The organism is Sinobacterium norvegicum (genome assembly GCF_923077115.1).
Lineage (GTDB): Bacteria > Pseudomonadota > Gammaproteobacteria > Pseudomonadales > Sinobacteriaceae > Sinobacterium > Sinobacterium norvegicum.
On the sequence record NZ_CAKLPX010000004.1, the window covers coordinates 249,021 to 275,525 of the forward strand.

General features: G+C 48.8%; 25 protein-coding genes. 21 read left to right on the forward strand and 4 right to left on the reverse strand.

What is annotated here, in order from left to right:
- Positions 1-16: 16 nt before the first annotated feature.
- The 10 genes from atpB (at position 17) to glmS (ending at position 10,080) form a co-directional block, all read left to right on the forward strand.
- Positions 17-943 (forward strand): F0F1 ATP synthase subunit A, encoded by a 927-nt coding sequence (atpB, locus tag L9P87_RS15730; RefSeq protein ID WP_237445714.1) that lies wholly within the window; start codon positions 17-19, stop codon positions 941-943.
- Between the two features lie 53 nt (positions 944-996).
- Positions 997-1,236: a F0F1 ATP synthase subunit C gene (gene atpE / locus L9P87_RS15735; RefSeq protein WP_237445715.1), complete on the forward strand. Its 240-nt coding sequence runs from the start codon at positions 997-999 to the stop codon at positions 1,234-1,236.
- A 60-nt stretch (positions 1,237-1,296) separates the two neighbouring features.
- Positions 1,297-1,767 (forward strand): F0F1 ATP synthase subunit B, encoded by a 471-nt coding sequence (locus L9P87_RS15740; RefSeq protein WP_237445716.1) that lies wholly within the window; start codon positions 1,297-1,299, stop codon positions 1,765-1,767.
- Positions 1,768-1,775: 8 nt separating this feature from the next.
- Entirely contained in the window at positions 1,776-2,312 is a 537-nt protein-coding gene (locus L9P87_RS15745) for a F0F1 ATP synthase subunit delta (protein ID WP_237445717.1), read from the forward strand.
- 17 nt (positions 2,313-2,329) lie between these two features.
- Positions 2,330-3,874, forward strand: a complete 1,545-nt coding sequence (atpA, locus tag L9P87_RS15750; RefSeq protein WP_237445718.1) for a F0F1 ATP synthase subunit alpha — start codon at positions 2,330-2,332, stop codon at positions 3,872-3,874.
- A 76-nt stretch (positions 3,875-3,950) separates the two neighbouring features.
- Entirely contained in the window at positions 3,951-4,811 is an 861-nt protein-coding gene (gene atpG / locus L9P87_RS15755; RefSeq protein WP_237445719.1) for a F0F1 ATP synthase subunit gamma, read from the forward strand.
- 48 nt (positions 4,812-4,859) lie between these two features.
- Complete coding sequence (gene atpD, locus L9P87_RS15760; RefSeq protein ID WP_237445720.1) at positions 4,860-6,257, forward strand: F0F1 ATP synthase subunit beta; 1,398 nt, start codon at positions 4,860-4,862, stop codon at positions 6,255-6,257.
- A gap of 31 nt (positions 6,258-6,288) precedes the next feature.
- Positions 6,289-6,714 (forward strand): F0F1 ATP synthase subunit epsilon, encoded by a 426-nt coding sequence (locus L9P87_RS15765; protein ID WP_237445721.1) that lies wholly within the window; start codon positions 6,289-6,291, stop codon positions 6,712-6,714.
- 127 nt (positions 6,715-6,841) lie between these two features.
- Complete coding sequence (gene glmU, locus L9P87_RS15770; RefSeq protein ID WP_290368523.1) at positions 6,842-8,209, forward strand: bifunctional UDP-N-acetylglucosamine diphosphorylase/glucosamine-1-phosphate N-acetyltransferase GlmU; 1,368 nt, start codon at positions 6,842-6,844, stop codon at positions 8,207-8,209.
- 41 nt (positions 8,210-8,250) lie between these two features.
- On the forward strand, positions 8,251-10,080 hold the full coding sequence (gene glmS, locus L9P87_RS15775) for a glutamine--fructose-6-phosphate transaminase (isomerizing) (RefSeq protein ID WP_237445722.1): 1,830 nt from the start codon (positions 8,251-8,253) through the stop codon (positions 10,078-10,080).
- 56 nt (positions 10,081-10,136) lie between these two features.
- Here the strand turns inward: glmS and elbB are convergent, their stop codons facing one another.
- Positions 10,137-10,796 carry an isoprenoid biosynthesis glyoxalase ElbB gene (gene elbB, locus L9P87_RS15780; protein ID WP_237445723.1) on the reverse strand — a complete coding sequence of 220 codons (660 nt, stop codon included), beginning with the start codon at positions 10,794-10,796 and terminating at the stop codon, positions 10,137-10,139.
- Positions 10,797-11,061: 265 nt separating this feature from the next.
- Between elbB and L9P87_RS15785 the strand changes: the two genes are divergently transcribed.
- The 10 genes from L9P87_RS15785 (at position 11,062) to L9P87_RS15830 (ending at position 23,428) form a co-directional block, all read left to right on the forward strand.
- Positions 11,062-11,556, forward strand: a complete 495-nt coding sequence (locus tag L9P87_RS15785) for a GNAT family N-acetyltransferase (RefSeq protein ID WP_237445724.1) — start codon at positions 11,062-11,064, stop codon at positions 11,554-11,556.
- 19 nt (positions 11,557-11,575) lie between these two features.
- On the forward strand, positions 11,576-12,583 hold the full coding sequence (locus tag L9P87_RS15790) for a DUF2860 family protein (RefSeq protein WP_237445725.1): 1,008 nt from the start codon (positions 11,576-11,578) through the stop codon (positions 12,581-12,583).
- Between the two features lie 114 nt (positions 12,584-12,697).
- On the forward strand, positions 12,698-13,822 hold the full coding sequence (locus L9P87_RS15795) for an efflux RND transporter periplasmic adaptor subunit (protein ID WP_237445726.1): 1,125 nt from the start codon (positions 12,698-12,700) through the stop codon (positions 13,820-13,822).
- Positions 13,823-13,829: 7 nt separating this feature from the next.
- Positions 13,830-16,883, forward strand: coding sequence for an efflux RND transporter permease subunit (locus L9P87_RS15800; protein WP_237445727.1), 3,054 nt, complete (start codon positions 13,830-13,832; stop codon positions 16,881-16,883).
- A gap of 108 nt (positions 16,884-16,991) precedes the next feature.
- Complete coding sequence (locus tag L9P87_RS15805) at positions 16,992-18,467, forward strand: ATP-binding protein (RefSeq protein WP_237445728.1); 1,476 nt, start codon at positions 16,992-16,994, stop codon at positions 18,465-18,467.
- A gap of 2 nt (positions 18,468-18,469) precedes the next feature.
- The gene (locus L9P87_RS15810; protein WP_237445729.1) at positions 18,470-19,147 is read left to right on the forward strand and encodes a response regulator; all 678 of its coding nucleotides are present in this window, start codon (positions 18,470-18,472) and stop codon (positions 19,145-19,147) included.
- A gap of 118 nt (positions 19,148-19,265) precedes the next feature.
- A complete protein-coding gene (locus L9P87_RS15815; RefSeq protein WP_237445730.1) occupies positions 19,266-19,811 on the forward strand; it encodes a hypothetical protein in 546 nt (181 codons plus the stop codon).
- Between the two features lie 247 nt (positions 19,812-20,058).
- The gene (locus tag L9P87_RS15820) at positions 20,059-21,075 is read left to right on the forward strand and encodes a TIGR03617 family F420-dependent LLM class oxidoreductase (RefSeq protein WP_237445731.1); all 1,017 of its coding nucleotides are present in this window, start codon (positions 20,059-20,061) and stop codon (positions 21,073-21,075) included.
- A gap of 92 nt (positions 21,076-21,167) precedes the next feature.
- Positions 21,168-22,622 carry a coniferyl aldehyde dehydrogenase gene (locus tag L9P87_RS15825; protein ID WP_237445732.1) on the forward strand — a complete coding sequence of 485 codons (1,455 nt, stop codon included), beginning with the start codon at positions 21,168-21,170 and terminating at the stop codon, positions 22,620-22,622.
- A 23-nt stretch (positions 22,623-22,645) separates the two neighbouring features.
- On the forward strand, positions 22,646-23,428 hold the full coding sequence (locus tag L9P87_RS15830; RefSeq protein ID WP_237445733.1) for a DUF2889 domain-containing protein: 783 nt from the start codon (positions 22,646-22,648) through the stop codon (positions 23,426-23,428).
- 23 nt (positions 23,429-23,451) lie between these two features.
- On the opposite strand, the gene L9P87_RS15835 is transcribed toward L9P87_RS15830, so the two are convergent.
- Positions 23,452-24,072 carry a class I SAM-dependent methyltransferase gene (locus L9P87_RS15835; RefSeq protein WP_237445734.1) on the reverse strand — a complete coding sequence of 207 codons (621 nt, stop codon included), beginning with the start codon at positions 24,070-24,072 and terminating at the stop codon, positions 23,452-23,454.
- 149 nt (positions 24,073-24,221) lie between these two features.
- On the opposite strand from L9P87_RS15835, the gene L9P87_RS15840 reads away from it, so the two are divergent.
- Positions 24,222-25,379 (forward strand): helix-turn-helix domain-containing protein, encoded by a 1,158-nt coding sequence (locus L9P87_RS15840; protein ID WP_237445735.1) that lies wholly within the window; start codon positions 24,222-24,224, stop codon positions 25,377-25,379.
- A gap of 25 nt (positions 25,380-25,404) precedes the next feature.
- On the opposite strand, the gene L9P87_RS15845 is transcribed toward L9P87_RS15840, so the two are convergent.
- Positions 25,405-26,160, reverse strand: coding sequence for a secretin N-terminal domain-containing protein (locus L9P87_RS15845; RefSeq protein ID WP_237445736.1), 756 nt, complete (start codon positions 26,158-26,160; stop codon positions 25,405-25,407).
- A gap of 38 nt (positions 26,161-26,198) precedes the next feature.
- Complete coding sequence (locus L9P87_RS15850; protein ID WP_237445737.1) at positions 26,199-26,468, reverse strand: hypothetical protein; 270 nt, start codon at positions 26,466-26,468, stop codon at positions 26,199-26,201.
- Positions 26,469-26,505 lie beyond the last annotated feature (37 nt).

Genomic DNA, 26,505 nt, shown 5'->3' on the forward strand with positions numbered 1-26,505 from the left:
GTTCGAGAGAAGACTCATGGCAGCTGAAGGTCAAAGTAGTTCAGACTATATTATCCACCACCTTACCAATATGACGTATGGCAAATTGCCTGCCGGCTATGTTGGTACTGATGGCGAAACCCTGGCGCAGGACACCTGGACTATGGCACATAGCCCAGCAGAAGCGTCGGCAATGGGGTTTAATGCAATCCACGTCGATTCGATTGGTTGGTCTATCGTATTGGGTGTTTTATTCTGCTGGTTGTTTAAACGTGCAGCAAATAAGGCGACCAGCGGTGTACCCAGTGGCTTTGTAAATTTCGTTGAGATGATCGTCGAGTTTATCGACGGTGCTGTTAAAGATACCTTCCACCACAAGAGCAGGTTTATTGCGCCCTTAGCGCTGACCATTTTTGTGTGGGTATTCTTGATGAACGCAATGGACTTGGTACCTGTCGACTGGTTACCAATGTTGGCAGCTTGGATCAGTGGCGACCCGCACCTGTACTTCAAGGTTGTGCCATCAACAGATCCGAACGTAACGCTAGGTATGGCTTTCACCGTCTTTGGCCTATTGATTTTCTTCTCTGTTCAGCAGAAAGGACTATTAGGTTTCGTTAAAGAGCTTACCTTCCACCCGTTCGCACCACCAACAAAGGGCTGGACCATTATTCTTGCCCCGGTGATGATTGCCATCAACTTTACGCTAGAAATTATTTCCTTGATCAGTAAGCCTATCTCTTTAGGTCTGCGATTGTTCGGAAACATGTATGCCGGTGAAATGATCTTTATCCTAATCGCTATTATGTTCGGCGCTGGTTGGGCTTTGGGTCTGTTTGCAGGTGTTTTACAGTGGGCGTGGGCGGTATTCCACATCCTGGTTATTACGCTACAAGCGTTTGTCTTCATGGTGTTGACGATTGTCTATATGGCAATGGCGTTCGACGTTGATGAAGAGCACTAAAAAATTTTTTAACCCTTTTTAATTTAAATGTTCTAAAACTTAGGAGAAAAACAATGGGCTTAGCTCTAATCGCTGTTTCACTACTTATCGGTCTTGGTGCTCTTGGTACTGCAATCGGTTTCGCTCTACTAGGCGGTAAGCTACTTGAAGGTTCTGCTCGTCAGCCTGAAGTTGCACCAATGCTACAGAGTAAAATGTTCCTTATCGCTGGCCTATTGGATGCTGTTCCAATGATCGGTGTTGGTATCGGTATGTACATCTTGTTCGTAGTTGTTCCTACTCTAGCCGGCTAATCTTTTGTTAATTGTTCACTCAATTAGTAAAAGCCAACCACTGACAACAGAGGTGACGGTGTGAATATAAACGCTACGCTAATAGGTCAATCAATTACCTTTTTGGTCTTTGTGTTCTTTTGCATGAAGTATGTTTGGCCTGTGATCACATCTGCTATGGCAGAGCGTGAAGAAAAAATTAAGAGTGGTCTTGAAGCTGCTGACCGTGCCGATAAAGCTCTTGAGCTGGCACAGGAAGAAGCAGGCCTGAAGTTGCGTGAAGCAAAACAGGAAGCCGCTGCAATCATTGATTCTGCTAATAAGCGTGGATCTCAGATTGTTGAAGAGGCTAAAGACCAGGCGCGTGCAGAAGGTGAACGCCTGAAGGCTTCAGCGGAAGCTGAAGTTGAGCAGGAACTAAACCGTGCGAAAGAAGAGCTTCGCTCTCAAGTCGCCGTACTCGCCATTGCCGGTGCAGAGAAGATCCTTGGATCACAAATCGATGCAGCAGCAAACGAAGAGTTAGTTAATAAGTTAGCGGCAGAGCTATAGGGGGCGTCATGGCAGAATTGACAACCCTAGCTCGACCTTATGCCAAGGCTGCGTTCGAATACGCAGCGGCAAACGGTGAGCTCGACAACTGGTCGAAGATGCTGGGCGTGGCAGCGGCAGTAACAGGTGAAGAACCTGTTGTTAAGCTACTGGGCTCTCCTTCTTTGACAACTGCACAACAGCAGCAGTCATTTGTCGAAGTATGCGGCGACGCGTTATCTGAACAAGCACAGGCTTTTATTGCAGTACTTGCTGAGAACAAACGTCTGGTTTTATTGCCAGAGATCACAGCACTGTTCGACGGTCTCAAAGCCGAACAACAGAAAAGTGTTGATGTTGAAGTCACCAGTGCTTTCGAACTCGATAGCGCTACTACTGAAAAACTGGCTAAAGCTCTGACTTCTACGTTGAATCGTGAAGTATCGGTCTCCACCGCTGTTGATAACAGCTTAATTGGTGGTGTGGTGGTTCGCGCAGGCGACACTGTTATCGATGATTCGATCCGTGGCAAGCTCAGTAAACTAGCCAAAGCAATGAACTCTTAGGAGTTGAGGGATATAGCATGCAGCAATTGAATCCTTCTGAAATCAGCGAAATTATTAAATCTCGCATCGACAGCCTCGATGTGAAATCAGAAGCCCAGAATGAGGGCACTATCGTCAGCGTATCTGACGGTATTATTCGTATACACGGCCTCGCTGACGTGATGTACGGTGAAATGATTGAGTTTGAAGGTGGTGTCTTTGGTATGGCACTTAACCTCGAGCGCGATTCTGTCGGTGCAATCGTTCTTGGTGATTACCAAGACTTGCAGGAAGGTCAGACTTGTAAATGTACAGGTCGTATCTTAGAAGTCCCCGTCGGTCCTGAACTACAAGGCCGTGTGGTTGACACGCTGGGTAACCCAATCGATGGCAAGGGACCAGTAGACACTAAGTTGACTGCTCCTGTTGAAAAAATCGCCCCTGGCGTTATCGAACGTAAGTCAGTAGATGAGCCAGTTCAGACTGGTTATAAGTCTGTTGACTCTATGGTGCCAATCGGCCGTGGTCAGCGTGAGCTAATCATCGGTGACCGTCAAACTGGTAAGACTGCATTGGCTATCGATGCAATCATCAACCAGAAAGGCACAGGCGTAAAGTGCGTCTATGTTGCCATCGGTCAGAAGCAGTCAACTATTGCCAACGTTGTTCGTAAGCTAGAAGAACACGGTGCAATGGAGCACACCATCATTGTTGCCGCTGGCGCATCCGATCCAGCAGCAATGCTGTATTTGGCTCCGTTTGCCGGTTGTGCAATGGGTGAGTATTACCGTGACCGCGGTGAAGATGCACTGATTGTCTATGATGATTTGACCAAGCAGGCTTGGGCATATCGTCAGATTTCCTTGCTTCTTAAGCGTCCACCAGGACGTGAAGCATACCCTGGTGATGTTTTCTATCTACACTCGCGTCTACTTGAGCGCGCCTCACGTGTAAACGCTGAGTACGTAGAGAAGTTCACCAACGGTGAAGTAAAAGGCCAAACTGGTTCTTTGACTGCACTACCAATTATCGAAACTCAAGCGGGTGACGTTTCAGCTTTCGTACCGACCAACGTAATCTCGATTACCGATGGTCAGATCTTCTTGGAAGAGAGCTTGTTTAACGCCGGTATTCGTCCAGCGATGAACGCAGGTATCTCTGTATCTCGAGTCGGTGGTGCCGCTCAGACCAAGATCATCAAGAAGTTGGGCGGTGGTATCCGTCTAGCCTTGGCTTCCTACCGTGAACTTCAGGCTTTCGCCCAGTTCGCCTCGGATCTCGATGATGTAACACGTGCCCAGCTAGAACACGGTACAGCGGTTACTGAATTGATGAAGCAAAAGCAGTATGAGCCACAGTCGCTGGCCGACATGGGTGTCATTCTGTATGCAGCCAACGAAGGTTTCCTCAATGGTTTAGAAGTTACCAAAATTGGTGATTTCGAAGCAGCATTGTTGTCATACATGCGTTCAGAGCACGCCGATCTTATGTCTAAGATCGACGAAACTGGTGCATACAGTGACGACATCGCAGCCACGTTTAAGTCTGCTCTTGAGAAATTCAAGAACACACAAACCTGGTAATGACTATGCGCTGTTACGAGCTAACGCCTAGCGGCGCATATTCTGGCTTCAACATAAACCAAAAAAGGCAAGCATAATGGCTGGCGCAAAAGAGATACGTACTCAGATAGCGAGCATCCAGAGCACTCAGAAAATTACCAGCGCGATGGAAATGGTCGCTGCGAGTAAGATGAAGAGAGCTCAGGATCGTATGGCGGTAGGTAAGCCGTACGCCACTCGTATTCGTGCTGTGGTTGGGCATATTGCCAACTCCACACCTGAGTACCAGCACACTTTTATGACCGAGCGTGATGTAAAGCGAGTCGGATACATTGTTGTATCTTCCGACCGTGGCCTATGTGGTGGTCTGAACATTAACCTGTTCAAGCAAACAATGGCTTCTATGAAGTCGTTCGCTGATCAGAATGTTGAGATTGACCTCTGCGTAATCGGTTCAAAGGCTCAGGCCTTTTTTAACAGCTACGGCGGCAACGTTGTTGCCTCAGTCAAAGACCTCGGTGATGCACCGAAGGCCGGTGACTTAATCGGCGCTGTGAAAGTGATGTTGGACGCCTTCAGCGAAGGCACGATTGACAAACTTTTTGTGGTTTCTAACAAGTTTGTTAACACCATGACCCAGACTCCAGAAGTTGAGCAGTTACTGCCGCTTCAGGCGAGTGATGAAGATGCATATCAACATCTCTGGGATTACATTTATGAGCCCGATGCAAAAGAGCTCCTAGATGGGTTGTTAACTCGCTACCTAGAGTCACAGGTGTACCAAGGTATTGTTGAAAACCTAGCCTGTGAACAGGCGGCACGGATGATTGCGATGAAGGCGGCGACCGATAATGCCGGCGACATCATCGATGACTTGCAGTTGGTTTACAACAAGGCTCGTCAGACAGCAATCACCCAAGAGTTGTCAGAAATCGTTAGTGGTGCGGCGGCTGTATAGGCCCCACATGACTAACACCCGACTTGAGAAATTAAAGAGGATCCGGAAATGAGTAACGGACATATCGTACAAGTAATTGGTGCGGTTATCGACGTTGAGTTCCCTCGCGATTCTGTACCCAAGGTATATGATGCCTTGACAGTAACCGAAGCTAATTTGGTTCTGGAAGTACAGCAGCAGATGGGTGACGGCGTCGTACGCGCAATTGCCATGGGTTCTTCTGAGGGCGTTAAACGCGGCTTAGAAGTATCTAATACAGGCAATCCAGTCCAGGTACCAGTGGGGCAAGAAACTCTTGGCCGTATCATGGACGTACTGGGTAACCCTATTGATGAATGTGGCCCAATCGGCGAACAAGAGCGAGCCTCTATTCACCGTAAAGCACCTTCTTACGCAGAGCAGGCAAGTTCTAACGAATTGCTTGAAACTGGTATCAAGGTTATCGACCTAGTATGCCCGTTCGCTAAGGGTGGTAAGGTTGGTCTGTTCGGTGGTGCCGGTGTTGGTAAAACCGTCAACATGATGGAGTTGATCAACAACATTGCGAAGGCACACTCAGGTTTGTCTGTATTCGCCGGTGTTGGTGAGCGTACTCGTGAAGGTAACGATTTCTACTACGAGATGGAAGAATCAGGTGTTGTTGACCTGAAAGAGCCGACTAACTCGAAAGTAGCAATGGTTTACGGTCAGATGAACGAGCCACCAGGAAACCGCTTACGGGTTGCCCTGACTGGTTTGACCATGGCTGAGAAATTCCGTGACGAAGGTCGTGACGTACTGTTGTTTGTTGACAACATTTACCGTTACACCCTTGCGGGTACTGAGGTATCAGCACTGCTGGGTCGTATGCCTTCAGCGGTTGGTTACCAGCCTACGCTGGCGGAAGAGATGGGTGTTCTTCAGGAACGTATCACCTCAACCAAAGTAGGTTCTATCACATCTATCCAAGCGGTATACGTACCTGCGGATGATATGACTGACCCGAGCCCAGCGACTACCTTCTCACACCTAGATGCTACCGTATCTTTGAGCCGTGATATCGCTTCTAAGGGTATTTACCCTGCGATCGATCCACTGGCGTCTACCTCTCGTCAGTTAGACCCACTGGTTATCGGTCAAGAGCACTACGATGTTGCCCGTGGCGTTCAGTCTATCCTTCAGCGTTACAAAGAGCTGAAAGATATCATCGCCATCCTAGGTATGGACGAACTTTCTGAAGAAGACAAGCAGGCGGTTAACCGCGCTCGTAAGATTGAGAAGTTCATGTCACAGGCGTTCCACGTTGCCGAAGTATTCACCGGTTCTCCTGGTAAGTACGTCGCATTGAAAGATACCATCGCAGGCTTTAAAGCGATTCTTGCAGGTGATTACGATCACTTACCAGAGCAGGCTTTCTACATGGTTGGAACTATCGAAGAAGCAGCAGAAAAGGCCAAGACTTTTTAATTAGAGTCTGAGTCTTATAGAGGCAAAGCATATGACGATGACTATCCATTGCGATATTGTTAGCGCAGAAGAAGAGCTTTTTTCTGGCCTTGCTGAAATGGTAGTGGCGTCAGGTGAAATGGGTAATTTGGGGGTTGGCTATGGCCACTCTCCGTTACTTACTCGCCTGATACCAGGCCCAATTCGTGTTGTTAAGAACGGCGGTGAAGAAGAAGTCTACTACATCTCTGGCGGTTACCTTGAGGTACAGCCTGGTGTGGTATCGGTTCTTGCAGACACGGCAATTCGAGCACACGATGTTGATGAAGCGGCAGCGAATGAGGCTATTAAACAGGCTCAGGAAGCTATCGCTGACCAGGCGGGTGATTTCGATTACTCGCAGGCGGCAACACGCTTAGCTGAAGCAACTGCTCAGTTACGCACAATCGAACAGATTAAGCGTAAGATGGGCAAGTAATTAATTTTACTGCTTTAGGACAAATGAGGTGGCTTAGGCCACCTTTTTTTATGCCTGAAATTCTTATTTAGCCAGTAAACAGTTACACTTAGCAGTTATTAATTTTGTGAATATGGAAGCCAACACCGTGAATCTAGATATAGTTATTCTCGCCGCCGGCCAGGGCACGCGAATGAAGTCGGCACTGCCGAAGATCTTACACCCGGTGGCTGGTAAGCCGATGGTTGGCCATGTTATCGATACCTGCAAGCAGATTGGTGCCCGCAAGCTCAATGTTGTTGTCGGCCATGGCGCCGATAAAGTACGGGCACAGTTCAGTGAAGAGACGTCAATTAACTGGGTTGAGCAACTACAACAGTTGGGCACCGGGCATGCGGTACAGATGACGATGGATCATCTCAGTGATGATTCTGTCGTACTGATCTGCTATGGCGATGGCCCGCTGATCAAGGCTGAAACTTTTAGCGCCTTAGCCAACGATGTGTCAGAGCAATCGATGGCGCTGTTAACGGTGATAATGGATGACCCCACCGGTTATGGCCGTATTATGCGTAACGACAGCAACAGTATCGTGGCCATCGTTGAGCAAAAAGATGGCAATAGCGAGCAGTTAGCAGTTAAAGAGATCAATACCGGTGTGATGGCAGTCCGTGGCAAGCAGTTGAAGCGTTGGCTGCCACAATTATCCGATAATAACGCCCAGGGGGAATATTACCTCACCGATATTATCGCCATGGCCGCCGCCGATGGCATTGAGGTTATTGCCAGTCACCCGGATTCTGTCGATGAGGTTATGGGGGCAAACAACCGTGTTCAGTTGGCCGAATTAGAGCGCTGTTATCAGCGCTTACAAGCAGAGCAGCTGATGATTAATGGTGCGACCTTGTTTGATCCAGCCAGAGTCGATGTCCGCGGTACGGTGACAACAGGCACAGATGTTACCATCGATGTGAACTGTGTATTTGTCGGTACCGTCAGCATTGGCAACAATGTGGTGATTGAGCCCAACTGTTTCATCACCGATAGCACAATTGGTGATAACACGGTAATAAAGGCCAACAGCGTATTGGAGCAGGCCGTGGTTGGTGAACACTGTGATATAGGTCCTTTTGCCCGTCTGCGCCCCGGTACAATACTGGCTAACAAGGCCAAGATAGGCAACTTTGTCGAGACCAAGAAAGCACGAATTGGCGAGGGTTCAAAGGTCAATCATCTGAGTTATATCGGTGATGCAGAAATCGGCAAATCAGCCAATATTGGTGCTGGCACCATCACCTGTAATTACGATGGTGTGAATAAATCGAAAACAGAGATAGGGGATAATGCATTTATCGGCTCAAATTCCTCGTTGGTGGCGCCGGTTAAGATTGGTGCCATGGCCACCGTGGGGGCGGGGGCAACGGTGACCAGCAATGTGGGTGAACAAGAACTAGCCGTGGCCAGGGCCAAGCAGCGTAATATCAGCAATTGGCAACGTCCGGTGAAAAAACCATAAGCAGCCAAGCCCTGTAACAGAAAGTGTGAAAGGAAAAAAGTATGTGTGGAATAGTTGGCGCGGTAGCGAAAAGAGAGGTCAGTGATATTCTTGTCGAGGGTTTACGACGTTTAGAGTATCGCGGCTATGATTCTGCCGGCGTGGCAGTGCTGAATAATGGTCAAATTGGTGTCACCAAGCGTCTTGGCAAGGTGGAGGTATTGTCTCAGGCACTGACTGAATCACCGCTGGGCGGTGGTACCGGTATTGCCCATACACGCTGGGCCACGCACGGTAAGCCGAGTGAAGAGAATGCCCACCCGCATCTGTCGAAAAACAGAATAGCGCTGGTTCATAATGGCATTATTGAAAATCACGAGCAGTTGCGTGAACAGTTAACGGATGCTGGTTATGTGTTTCAATCGCAGACCGATACAGAAACTATTGTTCATCTTGTTGACAGCAAAATAGCAACAGGACTCGATCTATTAGCCGCGGTCAAGGCCTCTATTAATGAGCTGGATGGAGCCTTTGGTCTGGCGGTTATCAGCCTGGCTGAGCCGGACAAAATCATCTGCGCCCGCTCGGGCAGCCCACTGGTCATTGGTGTCGGTATTGGCGAGAATTTTATCGCCTCCGATCAATTGGCGCTACGCCAGGTCACCGACCGCTTTATCTATCTCGAGGAGGGAGATATTGCCTGTGTTAACAGCAATGGCTATCTGATTTGGGATGAGGCCGATGAACCGGTGATTCGCGCCACGGTTTCTATCAGCGATAAGCTCGATGCTGCCGACAAGGGCGAGTACCGACACTATATGCTGAAGGAAATCTATGAGCAGCCGAAGGTGATTAAAAACACTCTACAGGGCCGCATCAGCAAGGATAAGATTTTGGAGCAGGCCTTTGGTACCGAGGCCAAAGCGATTTTGGATCGGGCAGAGCACGTACAAATCGTCGCCTGTGGTACCAGCTATCACTCGGGCCTGGTAGCGCGATACTGGCTGGAAGAAATTGCCGGCGTCCCCTGTAGTGTCGAGGTGGCCTCAGAATTTCGTTACCGCAAGTTTGTCGTGCCTAAAAACAGCCTGTTTGTCACCATCTCGCAGTCTGGAGAAACCGCCGACACCTTGGCTGCCTTACGCCTGGCGAAGACGCTGGGTTACGCCTCGTCGCTGGCGATCTGTAATGTGGCGCAAAGCTCGCTGGTGAGAGAGTCTGACCTGGCCATTATGACCGAGGCCGGCCCAGAGATTGGCGTGGCGTCGACCAAGGCCTTTACCACCCAGCTGGTTGCCTTGTTACTGGTGACCATTGCCCTGGGCAGGCGCCATGGTTTGACCGCCGAAGCCGAGGCCGAAATGGTTGCAGCCCTGCACAGTTTGCCTGAGGCGATAGAGAGTACGCTGACCTTGGACGCCGAAATCAAGCGCAAGTCCGAGCACTTTGCAGACAAAAATCACTCATTATTCCTCGGTCGTGGTGCCCAGTATCCGGTTGCCATGGAGGGGGCGTTAAAGCTCAAAGAGATATCTTATATTCACGCCGAGGCTTACCCTGCGGGTGAGTTGAAGCATGGTCCTTTAGCACTGGTCGATGCCGATATGCCAATTGTCGCGGTGGCGCCGAACAACGAATTGATCGAAAAGCTCAAGTCTAACCTTGAGGAGGTGGCTGCCCGTGGCGGCGAACTCTTTGTCTTTGCCGATGTGAACACAGGCCTGAGCTCTGGCCCAGGCTTGATCAGCGTGCACATGCCGACAGTCGCCTCGGTGATTGAACCGATTATATACACGGTACCACTGCAGCTGCTGTCTTATCATGTTGCCGTGCTAAAAGGCACCGATGTTGATCAACCACGCAATTTGGCTAAATCGGTCACCGTTGAATAGTAGTAATCAACAGGCTTACCCCCAACCTGTTTCAGTGGCTGGGGGTAAATTGGCTATCAAGCCAGGCGGATAACGCCTTGGATAAGCTTAGAGATACCGATATAGACATCCGATAACTTGGCGCTGTCATCCATATAAGCCGGGGTGGTGACAATCTTGTTGGCCTCGTCGATAACACAGTCGGTGGTGGCGCAATGCTGATGTTTGGCGCCGAGTTTCTCTAGCTCTGCGGCGGTTTCCTGATCGTCGCCAATGGTCAGCGTCGGGTTGTGCTCGCCAACCGCGAGGGCGATAAAAGCTGGGGCTATACAGATGGCACCAATAGGCTTGGCCGCGGCTTTGAAGGCTTTGACTATGTCTAACAAGCTGTCATCGACAGACGCGGCGCTGCCGTCGAAGGCAAAAGAGCACATGTTCTTTGCGACGCCGAAGCCGCCGGGCATTACCAGGGCATCAAAATCTTTGATATCTAACTCAGCAATATCCTGAATATCACCGCGGGCGATACGCGCCGACTCCAACAGTACATTTCTGCTTTCTCCCGTGACCTCCTCGCCCTTGAGGTGATCCACCACATGGTGTTGCTGCTTGTTAGGGGCAAAGATCTTATACGGGACGCCAGCGGTATCGAGGGCCAACAGTGCCAGTACTGACTCTCTGATCTCGGCGCCATCGAGATATCCGCAGCCCGATAGTATTACGGCGATATTGTTCATTAAGACTCTCCATTGATTGTTAGGGATGTGACAATATTTGGTCTAAATTATAACCACCGGATAGCCTGAGTACAGCAAACTAAACCCATAAGGATGAGGGAGAATTAGTCGGAATTTCAGCTGGCTATAGCAGTGATACATATCAAACTCAGAAGTGGTTGGAATCTGTTATGGTAGCGTAACAGTACAGCCATACTATAAACAGGCCGCCAGCTTCTGCAATGTTGGTAAACCCGCTTCTTGATGATAACTACCGTGAATGACTATGACTCTGATAACAACTCTGATTGCTGACTACCATAACCCTGACCATGGCAAAGCCATTGTTCAACTATTAAATAACTATGCGCTGGATGAATTTGGCGGAGCAGAGCCGTTGTCTGAATACTGTCAACAAAACCTGCCGGCTAAACTGGCTGAGTATCCATTGGCGTTCACGGTGTTGGCCTATGATGGTAAGACCGCAGTGGGCTTGATTAATTGTTTCCAGACCTTGTCTACTTTTGCCTGCCAACCATTAATCAATATACACGATGTCACTGTTGATCAGAGTGCTCGGGGCAAGGGCATTGCCACGATCATGCTGGAGAAAGTTGAGCAGGTGGCAATTGAGCGCGGTTGCTGCAAGTTAACGCTGGAGGTATTGACCGGCAACCCAATTGCTCAGCGTGCCTATGAAAAATTTGGCTTTGCAGGATATGAGCTCGGTGATGAACACGGTCACGCGTTGTTTTGGCAAAAGAAACTGGCACAAAAGTGACCAACATCGAGGGGGTATAATGAATCAATTGATAACAATTGCCGTCACTCTGTTACCTCTGTCGGTATATGCTTTGGAACCACTGCCGAAAGAAACAGGTACCAGTGGATACCTCATTGTGGGCGCCGGCGCTGTGTCGATGCAAACCAATACGATTGCCGGTACTCGCTTTAATGAAATCGCCGACAGCAGTATTGATGACCTCGGCGCGGCGAGCAGCACCTCCTATGGTCAGGCTATCTTATCCGGTGAGGTGAAATACACCTGGGCGGAGACACAAACGCAGGTCTTCGTGGGTAATATCCTCGAAGATCGCCTGCGATACGATTTAAAGCAGCAGGCCGGTATTCGCCAACAGATCAGTACTGTTGGCTTATTCGGTGTCTCGGCAACCTATTCCGGTCTTGAGATTAATGTCTGGGAAGACCCGTTTGACACCAGTGGCGAGCGCAGTGATACGCGACGTATTAGCAATGGCTATGAGGTCACCTGGGATCGTATTTTCAAGTCGCCATTTCAAATAAGCTACGAGAGTACTGAGGTCGATATTCAAGATGAAAGCAGCGGCGAGTCCTTACTCAGCGCTGATTTTACCGTTGAGGATCAGGCTATGCTGGATCGCAACGGTAGGATGGATGAAATAGAAGTCAGTGTTTTGTTACCCTTGGCCAAGGGGCATCTACTGGTGCCACAACTTGTCTATACCGATGACCAGCGTGACGGCGAAGCGATGTCGAATCAGCGTGTCGGTGCACAGCTAACGTATATTTATAAAAACCTGCCCTGGACCTGGGTGACCAATGCGCAATACAGCTCGGCGGAGTACGATCAGGTCAACCCTGTATTCGATACCAGCCAGGATACCGTGTCCTATGGTTTTACCTCTAATCTATATTATGAGGAGCCCTTCGAGATGAAGGACTGGAAGGCGCTGCTGAGCATTGCCTATTATGAGGAGGACTCAGATATCGACTTTTATGACAGCGAGGTCAACAGCGTCAATCTGGGCATGATGTATTTCTTTTAGCCAACTTACAGCTAAGATATAAAGAATAAATATAAGATATTGTTAAGCATTAGGTTCGGATAAAGCATCACTTTAACCGAGCCTAGGTCACTGGATAACACTAAGGATAGTTAAATGTCACGCAAAATGAGCATTTTCACCGCCGCCTTTGTGGCACTTGTCGTGGTACTCATATTTGGCTTTCAACACGTTAAGCAGGGCATTATTGCCGATAAGCTGGCTGACTATAGCCCGCCGCCGGTCAGCGTGACCACGGTGTCTGCCAGTACCGATGTTTGGGTGAAAGAGTTGCAGGCGGTGGGGGCTATCGTTGCCTCGCAGGGGGTTAATGTCACGCCCCAGGTATCGGGGCAATTGTTGTCAATTAACTTTAGTTCTGGCGAAAAAGTCGAGCAGGGGCAGCTGCTAATACAGTTGGATGACAGCCTGACCCAGGCAGAATTAGAAAGCTCAAAAGCCAGTTTGCAGTTATCTGAAGTTGACTATAAGCGAAAAAAAGAGCTGCGTAAGACCAATAATATTTCGCAGTCTGACCTCGATAGGGCAACGGCAAAACTCGCCCATGATAAGGCCAGTATTAAAGGTATTGAGACAACCATTGATTACATGGCAATCAAGGCACCTTTTTCTGGTGTCGTTGGTATCAGAATGGTTAACCTCGGTGATTATTTGACCCCAGGGCAGGCCATTATTTCGTTGCAAAACCTCGACGTTTTATTCGTTGACTTCACTACACCGGCGACAAATTTACCGTTATTGAAAATGGGTGAAGAAGTCAAGGTTTATAGCGATGCGTTTAAAGGGAGTGAATTCAGTGCCAAGATTATTGCCATCGACAATATAGTCGACCAAGAATCTCGCAATATCAGTGTTCGAGCGCTGCTTGATAACAGCGGCGGCGACTTTTTACCCGGTATGTATGTGACCGTAAAAGTGGAGACTGAGCAGAAAAATGAGATTATTCCGCTGCCCAATGTGGCGGTCAGTTATTCGCTCTACGGGGACTCAGTTTTTACGTTGACTAAAACCGATGAAAAGAATGCCACCGGCGAATTTTATATTTATATCGCAGAGCGAAAAACAATTGATGTGGTGATGTTTAAAGCAGATCGGGCAGGGGTATCGGGGGATATTCAACCGGGGGATATTGTGGTGACTTCTAATCAGCAGCAACTAAAAAATAAAGCCCGCGTCATCGTAAATAATGATGCCAGTAAACAATCATCTGCCGGGGAGTAATTAAACAATGAAGTTTACCGACTTATTTGTTCAGCGCCCGGTATTGGCTACGGTGATCAGTCTGGTTATTTTGGTGCTGGGGCTTAAAGCCTTTGAGGATTTACAAATCCGTCAATACCCGGTGATGGAAACTGGCATTATTACCATTGCTACCACCTATCCCGGTGCCAGCCCGACCAATGTCCAAGGCTATGTGACACAGCCGATTCAGCAAATGGTAGCGCAGACAGAGGGTGTCGATTATATGCTGTCAGAAAGCACCATGGGCATGTCGACGATTACACTGTACTTAAAGCTGGATTATTCCACAGACAAGGCATTGACTGAGGTGTTGTCACTGGTACAACAGGTTAAGTATCGATTACCCCAGGGTGTACAGGATTCTTCAATTTTGAAATCTAGCTCACAATCGCCGGTGGTATATATCTCCTTTGCCAGCGAGGGTCTAGAGGCCCAACAAATATCTGATTTTGTCAGTCGTGTCGCTCAGCCCATTTTTTCTACTGTCAACGGTGTTAATAATATTCAACTTCTGGGGCAGAAAGACTTCGCTATGCGAATATGGCTAGACCCACTAAAAATGGCAGGAAATGGCATTTCGGCTGAAGATGTTGAGAATGCAATCAAGAAAAATAATGCCGTCAGTGCCGCTGGTCGTTTGAAAAATAATCTTATTGAAATAAATATTAATGCCCACACTGATTTGCAGGATATTTCACAGTTTGAAAATATTGTTGTGCGTCAGAATAAAGGAAAGTTTATCAAGATCAGTGATGTCGCCACAGTCGAATTGGGCTCGGATAACTATGACGACATGGTGTTTTCAAATGGTAAAAAGAATATCACCGTTGCAATATCAAACACCTCCGACTCCAACCCTCTGGATGTTATCAAAGGGATTTATGGTGTGATGGATGACGTCATCGGCAGCTTGCCGCCGACGATGACAGCCACCGTTATCTATGATTCGACCGAGTATATCACCGCCTCAATCGACGATGTTTTACATACGTTTGTTGAAGCCTTGGTCATTGTTATTATAGTTGTTTTTATGTTTCTAGGCGCATTCAGAGCCATTCTAATCCCAATTATTACTATTCCACTTTCGATTATTGGCACACTGTTTTTGATGTTGTCGTTGGGTTTTAGCATTAATTTATTAACTCTGCTGGCCATGGTGTTGGCAATATCCTTGGTAGTCGATGATGCCATTGTGGTGGTAGAGAATACCTTTCGTCATCTCGAAGAAGGGGCGGCGCCCTTCGATGCTGCGGTACTGAGTGCCCGAGAAATTGCCGGCCCGGTCATCACGATGACGATTACCCTGGCAGCTGTTTATGCCCCCATTGGGTTTATGGGAGGGTTAACCGGTAAGTTATTTACTGAGTTTGCCTTTACCTTGGCGGGATCAGTTATTATTTCAGGCATCATAGCCTTAACCTTGTCGCCAATGATGTGTTCAAAAATGTTATCGAAAGAGTCTCTCGAAACACCGTTGGTGAAGAAGATTGATACTGTTTTAGAAGCATTAAAAAACAAATATAACAAGCTGCTTTCGTACCTGCTTGATAATCGTGCCTTTGTTTGGCCGGTGGCTGCGACAATTTTAATTTCGTTGGTCTATATGTTTGTTAACACCGCTCAGGAGTTGGCGCCGCAAGAAGATCAAGGTGTTGTGTTGGCAATGGGAACCGGCCCTAATTATGCTAATACCGATTATGTGTATAAATACAGCAACCCCATAGTGGAGGTGTTTACCAAAAACCCAGAAACAAAAATGACGATGGCGGTTAATGGCTATAAGAACAATAGTACTTTCTTTGGTTTGGATGTTCTCAAGCCCTGGGATGAGCGTGATCGTACGGCCCAGCAATTAATTAAAGATATGCAGATAGAATTACAAACCATGCCGGGCTTGCAGCTGTATACATTTTCGCCGCCAGATTTGCCGGGTACACCACAGGGTCTGCCTTTCCAGATGGTTATTAAGTCGCCAATTGATAGCTATGAAACCATGTATCAATATGCAGAGAATTTAAAGGTTGCAGCTGAAAAAAGCGGTAAATTTATTTTTTCAAAAAATGATTTAAAAATAAATAAACCACAAATTGAAATAAATATTGATCGAGATAAGGCTGCGCAATTAGGTGTGACGGCAAGTGCAATCGGTGATGTACTAAAAGTATTCTTAAGTGAGGGTTTTATTAATTATTTCTCGTTGAATGGTCGGAGCTATCAAGTCATCAGCGAGGTGAAACAACTGGACCGCTTAGATCGAAAGGCGTTAGAGAATTACTATGTTAAATCGGTCAGCGGTGCGATGGTGCCAATGTCTTCTATTGTCTCCGTAAAGCAGACCATTCAACCTTCAGCGGTGAATCAGTTCCAGCAGTTAAATAGCGCGATGATAGAGGGGAAGATGATGCCTGGCGTCAGTATTGGTGAGGCCTATGCGTTTATGCAGGCCAAGGCCAAGGAGATATTGCCGGCGAGTTATACCATCGACTCCTCTGGCCAATTGCGCCAATTTTTACAGGAGGGCCAGTCGTTGCTGGTCACTTTTGCCCTCGCTTTTATAATTATCTTTCTGGTTTTGGCGGCACAGTTTGAAAGCTTCCGAGACCCCTGCGTTATTCTCACCACCGTGCCGCTGTCTATTTTTGGCGCCATGCTGCCACTCTATTTTGGCGTAGCCACGTTGAATATATATACCGAGGTAGGTTTGGTGACACTGGTGGGCTTGATCAGTAAGCACGGTATTTTGATTGTCGATTTTGCCAATGGTTTGCAGCGTCAGGGTATGGATCGGCGAGAGGCCATATTGGAAGCCGCGTCTATTCGCTTAAGGCCAGTGTTGATGACAACGGCAGCCATGGTTGTCGGGGTATTACCACTGGTGACTGCCAGTGGCGCAGGGGCAGAGAGTCGCTTCTCTATTGGCTTGGTGATTAGTGTGGGCATGACAGTGGGAACATTGTTTACCCTCTTCATATTGCCGATGATATATAGCTACTTTGCTGAAGATCATGCCAATAAGGTTGAGCATGCACTGCCAGCTTAGGAAAAAATAATAGACTAAGGAAACAATGTGGAAGTGGTGGCATGGCTATGTCTATTGTTGTCATAGTCTATTACTCTAAAGCTGTCGATCCTTTAAATACGCTATCGTATGTTTGTTAAAAAATTAAAATACCGCCTTCTATTGACGATTCTTTCGATTAATACGTTGATGCTGATTGTTACCATTGGGCTCAGCACTGTCAGTCTTGATCGTGGTTTTCTCGATTATCTTAACCAGTCCCAAGCTTCGAGGGCAGAGAAACTTGCTGCCAATCTCTCCGGCTACTATCACACTCATCATTCGTGGCAGCGCTTTGCCGACAGCAAGCGTGAGTGGATGAAATATATCTATCGCTTCTCTGATGTAGAAGGTCATGCCAAATCGCAATTCAGCCCTGATGGTAAAGAGCATGATACGGGCAGGCTATCGCATCGCCACAAACAACCACGACCAACCGACTTGTTGGGTAAGAGTAATACTCGCTTCCTGTTGCTCGATGAAAAAAAACAGGTGATTGTTGGGCCTTCTCATATCGCGATTGAGGATTTAGTGACCGTGGCTATTGATTTGGATGACCATGCCGTCGGTTACTTAGGCTTTCGTCAGCATACAGAGCTCGCCAGTAGCATTGACCGTTTATTTATTAATCAACAGCGAAATAATTTTATTTTTATTGCCCTGGGTATATTTATTACCTCTATTATCATGGCCTTTTTTATCGCTGGGCGATTATCGAGGCCACTGAAGTCGATGGCAGAGGTGACCAAGAAAATTGCAGCTGGTAATTATCAGGTACGAGCAACCGGCAAGGGCGGTGAAGAGCTAAACACCTTATCGAATACTATTAATGTATTAGCCGAGTCGCTGCGGCAAAGCCAGTTGGGCAGGCAGCGCTGGGTGGCGGATATTGCCCATGAGCTACGGACTCCGCTGGCTATTTTAAAAGGTGAGATAGAGGCCATGGTCGACGGTGTCAGGCCGATGAACAAAATGAATTTGGAATCGCTGCAGCAAGAGGTCAGCCACTTAACACTGTTGGTAGATGACTTAAAAGAATTATCAAATGTCGATCAAGGTGCGCTGAATTATCAGATGATGGACTGCAATGTCAGCGAGATATTATCCTCTGTTTTGTTGTTGGCACAGCAGGAAAGAAAGGCTGTCATCGATGTGCAATACAACGCTATTGAAACCCCTGATATCTATGCCGATAGCAAACGGTTAAAACAGCTGTTTAGCAATCTATTACAAAATACACTGCGTTATACCGAGACAGGCGGCAGCCTTCAGGTTGTGGTCAGTGTACATGCCGAGACGATCGAAGTACTGTGGCAAGACTCCAGCCCGGGAGTAAGCGCACAGGATTTACCGCACCTAACAGAGCGTCTCTACCGAGCGGAAAACTCAAGAAATAGAGCGTTCGGCGGCAGTGGCTTAGGTTTGGCCATTGTAAAATCCATCTGTGACGGGCATGGCTTTACCCTGACCCCCAGTCACTCCCTCTTGGGTGGCCTATGCTGGCAGTTGGTAATCCCTCTTGGTGACGTGGTGGATGACAATCAAAAAAATCATAGGGGGGAGTGAACGTGATGAATAAAATCTTAATCGTTGAAGACGAACCCAAGCTTGCGATGTTGCTGCAGGATTACCTGACGGCTGACGGTTATGAGGCGACTATTGTAGAGCGTGGAGATACAGCTGTTGCAGCCTTCGAGCAATATCAGCCGTCACTGGTGCTGCTGGATTTGATGTTGCCAGGGCTGTCGGGTTTGGAGGTCTGCAAACATATACGTCAACAAAGCACAGTACCTATCATTATGGTGACGGCAAAGGTTGAGGAGATTGATCGCCTGCTCGGCCTGGAGTTAGGTGCTGATGATTACATCTGCAAACCCTTTAGCCCAAGAGAGGTGGTCGCGCGGGTAAAAGCGGTATTGCGTCGAACTCAGCCGGTGACACCACCGGTTTCGACATCACCGCTAAGCCTGGATGAGGGCAGTTATGTGGCGCTGTTTAAAAATCAGCGACTCGACTTAACCGCGGTGGAGTTTCAACTGCTAAAGGCGTTGGCAGATAGCCCGGGCAGGATACTATCGCGCAACCAATTGATGTCGGTGATTTACAGTGATAATAGAGTGGTATCGGATCGCACCATCGACAGTCACATCAAAAAGCTACGCAGGAAAATAACCGAGGTTGCAGGCTCGCAAGAGTTGATTCATTCAGTATATGGCGTCGGTTATAAGTACGAGCAATTGGATTAAATTTGCTGACATGTTGCACAGTGTTTGCATATTCCATGCGTTTTTTTTGCAATAAGCCGCGCTAATATTTCAACATCGAAACATCATCGACTGACTCTTAAACCGTATAGGAAAAAATATGAGAAACATTATTTTAGCCACTGTTGTCAGCGCGGTTTTAATTGCGCCCATCGCCGCCATGGCCGGACCAGATCATCACCAGATAAAAAGTGATTTTATCAGCAGCCTAAACCTAACTGAGCAACAACAGGCACAGGTGAAAGAGCTGCAGAAAGAGGCCCGGCAAGAGCGAAAGGCGACGATGGAGCAACATCGCCTACAGCAGCGGCAAGAACTTGCCAAGATATTGAACGAAGATCAATTGGCGAGCTGGGACAAGCAGATGGAGAAACGTGAAAAACACCACAAAGGCCGGGATGGTGACCGTCAAAAGCGTGGCGATTTTTTTCAGTCGCTCAATTTGACCGAGCAGCAGCAGGGTGAGTTAAAGACGCTGATGCAGAATAACAAAGAGCAGATGAAGTCGTTTAGGCAGGCGAAGCAGGGTGAAAAAAGGGCAAAAATGGCCACCATTTTAAGCGCAGATCAAATGCAGCAATATGACCAATTCGTGGCCGACAAAAAGCAACGTCACAGCGACAAGGGTCACGGTGAGAGGCATTAGAGTGAGCAGAACCAAATCGCCCAGTACTGAAAATTAACAAGCCTTGCCCAGCGTCACAGCTGGGCTTTTTTTTGTCAAAAATTAAAGGCTGGTATACAAAGCGCATCTAACGGGTGGGTTTATCTAAACTTTTATCGCCTCTTTTGGCGAACAGTCGTCGGGCAATTGTGGTTACACTGGTGTTCTTATAGTCGACCTAATCGTCAGCAGTGACGGACGGGTTTAACCTTGCAACCCAGGTGTTCACATGCGCGTTTACGGCAATTTAATCGACAATTTAGCCCAAGTGCCCAGCACTATCAAAGAGATAGAGCAGCAGGGCTATACCGCGGCGTTTACCGCCGAGATTAATAACGACCCTTTTTTCCCGTTGCTGCTGGCGGCCGAACACAGCAAGAAAGTGGAATTGATGACATCAATTGCCGTTGCCTTCGCGCGTAATCCGATGACCGTCGCTAATATTGCCCACGATCTTAACCAGTACAGCCAAGGCCGTTTTACCCTCGGCATTGGCTCTCAAATTAAGCCCCACATTACTCGTCGCATGAGTATGCCGTGGAGTTCGCCGGCGGCAAGAATGCGTGAGTTTGTGCAGGCCATGCGTGCCATATGGGCCTGTTGGTATGAGGGGCAGCCTCTGGATTTTAACGGTGAGTTTTACCAGCACACGCTGATGACACCAATGTTTACCGCCGAGGATAAAAACGGTGTTGGCGCTCCCAAGGTTAAGATTGCCGGTGTTGGGCCGCTGATGACCCAGGTTGCCGCCGAGGTAGGTGATGGCCTGATTGCCCACGGCTTTACCACCGCTGAGTATCTTCGTCAGTCGACGATTCCCAATGTGGAAAAAGGCTTGGCTGTACAGGGGCGCAGCCGCGCTGATTTCGATATTTGCTGCCCGGTAATGGTGGCCAGTGGTAGCAACGAACAGGCTTTCGAGCAGAACCTGATGCGGATGAAAAGTCAGATGGCTTTTTACGCCTCTACCCCAGCTTATCGCCCGGTACTCGACGTTCATGGCTGGGGTGATATGCAGCCCCACTTTACCCGGTTATCGAAGCAGGGCGACTGGCAGAAAATGACCGATATGGTCGATGACGAGATGCTTAATGCCTTTGTACTGGTGTGTGAAAACCCCGACGATATTCCACAGCAGCTGGAGCAGCGCTACGGTGGTCTGGTCGACAGTTGGATGTGTACCTATATCGGCCAAGACCAAGAGCAGCAGCAACGGATAGTGAACAAGATACAGAAAGAAATATAATGACAGGGTTTGTGGGCGCTTACTTATTGGCGTGGCATACCAACTGAACAACCAACGTATAACAATAACATAACCCATTAAAGGTGAGACTGATGACAGCGCAGCAGACGATCGAAATAAGTGCACAAGCCATGGCCGCAGTGGTCGACAAGCAACGGTTGGCCTACATCGCCGAAGGGAAGGTGAGTGCCCAAACCCGTATCGAGCGACTCGATCGTTTAATTACCTTGGTACACGATCATAAGGATGATTTTGTCGCCGCAATGAGTGCCGATTTTGGTCACCGCTCCAGCCATCAAACGCTGATGGCCGATGTGTTTTCTAACTTGGAAGTACTCAAGCATACTAAAAAGCATCTCGGTAAATGGATGAAAAACGAGAAGCGCAAGGCGCCCTTCCCAATGAGTCTGTTTGGTGCCAAGGCCCGGATCGAATACCAGCCCAAGGGTGTGGTCGGTGTCTTGGGCACCTGGAACTTTCCGCTGACAACCGTCATTGGGCCGCTGGCCGGTGTCATCGCCGCCGGTAACCGCGCCGCGGTAAAATGTTCTGAGGTGACACCAAAGACTGCCGCGTTGATGGACACGTTATTTAAGAAATATTTCAAAGAGGAGGAGATTGCCAGCTTCCTCGGTGGACCGGAAACCGGTGCCGCCTTCTCTGCACTGAAGCTCGATCACCTGATCTTCACCGGTGCCACCAGCATCGGCCGCCACGTATTATCGGCGGCTGCCGCCAACCTCACACCGGTTACCCTGGAGTTGGGTGGTAAATCGCCGGTTATCGTCTCGCGCAGTGCCGATTTAAAAGAGGCAGCCAAGCGGATTATGACGGGCAAGGTATTGAACGTCGGCCAGGTGTGTCTATCGCCCGATTATGTCTTTGTACCGGTCGAGTTGAAGGATCAATTGGTCGCCGAGATGACTGCCCAGGTGACGGAGATGTTCCCCACCATGGTAACCAACCCGGATTACAGCTCGGTGATTAACAGTCGCCATCAGCAGCGCTTAATCTCCTACCTTGACGATGCCAAGAGCAGGGGTGGCGATGTTCGTGAGATTAACCCCGCCAATGAAGATTTTAGCCAGCAAAAGGGCACACAAAAGCTGCCAATGACCCTGGTAGTCGACCCCACCGACGATATGTTGGTAATGCAAGAGGAGCTGTTTGGTCCAGTTCTTTGTATCAAAAGCTATCAAGATGTTAATGAGACCATCGCCTATATCAACAGTGCGCCACGACCATTAGCGCTATACTACTTTGGCGATAAAAACGGCGCAGAGGTGCGCACCGTGCTGGATAAAACCACCTCCGGCGGTGTTACCATTAACGATGTATTGGTCCACGTCAGCTGTGAAGATATACCGTTTGGTGGTATTGGCCCCAGTGGTATGGGGAGTTATCACGGCATCGAGGGCTTTAAGACGTTCTCCCATGCCCGTGCTGTTTACACCCAGACCAAGATTAATCTACAGGCCCTTGGCGGCATGATTCCACCCTACGGCGAGAAGTGCCACAAGACGCTGAATGGTATGATTAAGAAGTAAATCAGCAATACGAGGTAAAAGCTGTGTCAAAGCTGCAAGACGAAAACCCGATGGGTGTGTTATCCAATGCAGACTACGGCAGCGGTGTCTATCGCCGCCGTATCCGATTGCAGGGCGAAGTTGGCCGGGTGGTTGCCGAACTCGAAGATGTGGCCCACGGTTTTCGTGTTATCGTCGCCCACGACGGACGCCGGGTGACCAATATCACGGCAACTGTGCTGCGGGCTCCCTTCGATACCTGTATTGGTGCGGTGGAACCGATTAAGCAACTGGTTGGTTTAGCCATTGATAACACCGCCCAGCAAATTGCCAAGCAGTCGGATATACCCGCTAACTGCACTCATATTTATGACTTAACCACCCTGGCTATAGTCCACTGCCAGCGTGGTCTGGTTGAGCGAGTATGGGACTTTTCCGCCCCCGATGAGCGGGATGATCAGCCCCAGTGGATTACGGCGCAGTTAAATGGCGAGCCTGTACTGAGCTGGAAGGTGTTGCAGTGGACGGTTACCGAACCGGCAGCGTTGAACGGTAATACGCTGTATCGGGGCTTTAGCGTCTGGGCTGGCTCGCGTTATCAAGGCGATCAGGCCGAGGCGGCTTTCGCCTTGCAGAAAGCGTACTTTGTCAGTCAGTCCCGCCGTTACGATATGAGCAGTATTGCCGGGCGTCCAGCGTCGCAGGACACCACGATGAAGGGTGTTTGCCACACCTATTCACCGGCGGTGATCGACAGCGCCACGCGCCTGGGCGACACCCTGCGTGACTTTACCGACTGCCCAGAGCAACTGTTAACCTTTCAATAGTCTAGGTTCAGCCACCGATTTATTCAGGCGTTATTGATGACCATCAGGGCGCCTTTGGCGTCGACTGGCCGCTGCATTCTCTTGGCCGATACTTGGGCATAGTGCTGATCGGCGCAGTATTCAGCCAGAGCGATAAACGGCTCGCGCTCGGGGTCTGCGTAAACTATCTTCTCAACACCGGCGGCGACTGCCTTGTCTATTAAGGCGCAGTGCACCGGATTAAGCTCGTCCCAAAAGCAGACATCGGCGGCGATAAGCACATCATAAGTGGCCAGCTCTGCCTCAGTAATGTCCTCAAATCGTTGTTTGCGGGTGGTAATCTCGGCTTGATTGGCTGCTGCATGTAGTTGCAAATAGGGGAAAACATCGGCATCGGCGTCAACCGCAGTGACCTCACAGCCAAATCGTTTGTTGAGATAAATCCCCGATAAGCCCCAGCCGCAGCCAATCTCTAACACCTTGTCGCTGGCTTGTAGTGGCTGTCGATTAAAATAAGCCATTAACAGGTAGCAGGCGTCCCACACCTTATCGCCATGAATTGTGGTCGGGTAATCCTGTTTCAGTTTCTTAATCCCCGGATGACTGGGGTTGAGTACTGTGATGCCAAAAACAGTTTGCTGATTGTGATGGCTGGTAATCGACATACGGGTGTGCTCGTCGCTGATGAATTATGGGTGGATTGTATACCTATCGGAAAAAAATTCTATTAGAGCTTAATGGCTAACTCGGGCACAATTCATTATTGCAAAATATGCGGTAAAATATTGGCACGAGAGATGGTAAAGGCAGGATTATGGATTGGTTAACGGTTGCATTAATTGCAGCCATGTCGCAGGGAATTTTGCTCTGCTTTATGATTGTGACATTGAATTTCGGCAACCGGAAAGCCAGCCCCTTATTGGCACTTTTGGTTGGCCTGAACACCATTCCGATGGCGCTGTATACCCTGTCTAAGGCGGATATTAGCCTGCCGCCGCTGTTCTATATTGCGCTGTTATTCTTGGCGTTAAAGGGGCCGGTGTTGTTTCTCTATGTAAGGGCATTAACCGAGGCCGATTTTCATCTTCAACGTAATCAGTGGCTGCACAGTTTAGCCTTGCTCCCGGCAGCAGTCGTATTTATTTTACTGTATCTGCAAAGTGGCAGTGAAAATACCAACCTGATTGGTTTTTTCGGGCAGCAACAGTTACCGATTTTTAATATTTTGGTCAACAGCGTTATTTTGGTTTACGCGGTGTTTTCATTGCTGAAACTGGAGGAGCACAATAAAAAAATCGAGCAGTCATTCTCGCTGGTCGATAGTCGAAACCTCAGTTGGCTGCGGGGCTTAATCGTTTTTATCATTATCGTTGCCGCCTTCCACTTTGGCTTGGATTTAGCCTATATTGCTGGCCTCGTCACCGTCGAGCCTAAATCTTATCTAGTGCTGTTTATGAACTTCGGCGTTATTTTATTTATCGCCATTGGCGGCATGCGTCAGCCGGTTATTTTTACTGACACCGTGCGGGGGGTGATGGCCGATAGTGAGAGCAAAAAGACCAACGATGAGGCGGGGATAGAGGCAAAAAAATACGCTAAGTCAGCCATGGATGAGAGCGTGTTAAGCGAGCTTTGGCGGCAACTGGAACAGCTGATGACCGAGCAGAAACCTTTTTTATCCGACGACTTAACCCTGCCGCAATTGGCCGAGTCAATGGCCCTCAGCCCCCACGATTTAAGTCAGTTAATCAATACTCAATCGGGGGCCAATTTCTACGAGTTGATTAACCGTTACCGTATCGAAGCCGCCAAGCAGCTGTTATCTGATGCCGATCAGCGACAGCGCAAAATGACCGACATCGCCGAGAGTGTCGGCTTTAAGAGTCAGTCGAGTTTTTATAATCAGTTTAAAAAGTACTGCCAAATGACCCCGCGACAGTTTAAACAAGCGACGGAAAAAACCACGCCTTAGCATGCCTTGATCGTCGGTGGTGTGGCTATTGAATATCAACCTTGATATAAATCGTGCCGGCCCCCGCCTGCTGCTGACCGTTGCGGTCGCCATAGCCGTGGCTTTGGCTCTGTTGTGAACCGCTGACCGAACCAACGGCAATCCACTGGCCCAGGCCGCCACTGACTCTGCTTTGTAATTGCTGGCTGTTGATGGTGCCACCCTGTAAGTGGTTACGCTGCTGATCAATTTCGATGGCGACGCTGTCGTCAATGACTCTGGCGGTGGCGTAAAAGCCACTACTCGCCTCAATCACATGAGTCTGGCCGTTAATCACCCGTTGCATGGCCACGGTTTGGCCAGTGGTGATATAGGCGGGGCTGCCCTCGGTGGCTCTGACGCCGTGACCACCGCCGGCACTGCCGCTATAGCTGCGCTGATTGATGGTGGTTGTGGTCGTCGTCGAGGAGCTATTGTGGCGGTCGGGCGAGGTCTCGATGGTTTGTTGGTAGTTGCTGCCGTTACCACCGCCATCGACTTTAACCGCAATCCACAGCTGCCTGCCGGTGGCATCCAGGGTTTTTAGCAGCGTTCGAATTTGGTCTATTTCTGTTGCGGTACCCTTAACAATCAGTTTGTTTTGAAAGTGATTAACCGAGCTCTGCGGTGAGATCACACCGCGCACAATGACGGCAACTTCCTCGGCGCTGACCTGGTTGAGCGTAAAGGTGACCATGTTGCGCTGGGCCACAGCGGTGGATGAGATTAGCAGGAGTAGTAGAAAGAAAAGCGTCTTATTCATTGCTCGTCCAACGGTTAGCTTCGGTTAAAACAGTATAGCTACTGGCAGCGATAGGGGTGGTCGGCAGAGACATAGGGCAGGATGTTGCAGATGTCTCGACTGCCGGCCTCGAACACGTAAACGGTATTACTGTCTTGATAATAGTGGGCAAAGTACAGTTGTTGGTTAACGGTGGACTCGATAATTTCGGTTGGAAAGCCCAGCGCCGAACGCAGGTCAAAGAGTGAGCCGCCCAGGGCTGGTGCTGGCTCGGCAAAGGCACTGCCGGCGAGTAACATCGTTGTCAGGAAGCAGGCAATCTTGCTCATATAAATCCTTGAATACCACTCTGGTTGTCGACAATAG

Coding starts and splice junctions, on each gene's coding strand:
- atpA (WP_237445718.1), top strand. CDS start 2,330: ATGCAGCAATTGAATCCTTCTGAAATCAGCGAAATTATTAAATCTCGC.
- atpB (WP_237445714.1), top strand. CDS start 17: ATGGCAGCTGAAGGTCAAAGTAGTTCAGACTATATTATCCACCACCTT.
- L9P87_RS15795 (WP_237445726.1), top strand. CDS start 12,698: ATGTCACGCAAAATGAGCATTTTCACCGCCGCCTTTGTGGCACTTGTC.
- elbB (WP_237445723.1), bottom strand. CDS start 10,796: ATGAACAATATCGCCGTAATACTATCGGGCTGCGGATATCTCGATGGC.
- L9P87_RS15835 (WP_237445734.1), bottom strand. CDS start 24,072: ATGTCGATTACCAGCCATCACAATCAGCAAACTGTTTTTGGCATCACA.
- L9P87_RS15840 (WP_237445735.1), top strand. CDS start 24,222: ATGGATTGGTTAACGGTTGCATTAATTGCAGCCATGTCGCAGGGAATT.
- L9P87_RS15845 (WP_237445736.1), bottom strand. CDS start 26,160: ATGAATAAGACGCTTTTCTTTCTACTACTCCTGCTAATCTCATCCACC.
- L9P87_RS15800 (WP_237445727.1), top strand. CDS start 13,830: ATGAAGTTTACCGACTTATTTGTTCAGCGCCCGGTATTGGCTACGGTG.
- L9P87_RS15815 (WP_237445730.1), top strand. CDS start 19,266: ATGAGAAACATTATTTTAGCCACTGTTGTCAGCGCGGTTTTAATTGCG.
- atpG (WP_237445719.1), top strand. CDS start 3,951: ATGGCTGGCGCAAAAGAGATACGTACTCAGATAGCGAGCATCCAGAGC.
- L9P87_RS15790 (WP_237445725.1), top strand. CDS start 11,576: ATGAATCAATTGATAACAATTGCCGTCACTCTGTTACCTCTGTCGGTA.
- L9P87_RS15745 (WP_237445717.1), top strand. CDS start 1,776: ATGGCAGAATTGACAACCCTAGCTCGACCTTATGCCAAGGCTGCGTTC.
- L9P87_RS15785 (WP_237445724.1), top strand. CDS start 11,062: ATGACTCTGATAACAACTCTGATTGCTGACTACCATAACCCTGACCAT.
- L9P87_RS15850 (WP_237445737.1), bottom strand. CDS start 26,468: ATGAGCAAGATTGCCTGCTTCCTGACAACGATGTTACTCGCCGGCAGT.
- L9P87_RS15825 (WP_237445732.1), top strand. CDS start 21,168: ATGACAGCGCAGCAGACGATCGAAATAAGTGCACAAGCCATGGCCGCA.
- L9P87_RS15805 (WP_237445728.1), top strand. CDS start 16,992: ATGTTTGTTAAAAAATTAAAATACCGCCTTCTATTGACGATTCTTTCG.
- glmS (WP_237445722.1), top strand. CDS start 8,251: ATGTGTGGAATAGTTGGCGCGGTAGCGAAAAGAGAGGTCAGTGATATT.
- atpD (WP_237445720.1), top strand. CDS start 4,860: ATGAGTAACGGACATATCGTACAAGTAATTGGTGCGGTTATCGACGTT.
- L9P87_RS15765 (WP_237445721.1), top strand. CDS start 6,289: ATGACGATGACTATCCATTGCGATATTGTTAGCGCAGAAGAAGAGCTT.
- L9P87_RS15820 (WP_237445731.1), top strand. CDS start 20,059: ATGCGCGTTTACGGCAATTTAATCGACAATTTAGCCCAAGTGCCCAGC.
- atpE (WP_237445715.1), top strand. CDS start 997: ATGGGCTTAGCTCTAATCGCTGTTTCACTACTTATCGGTCTTGGTGCT.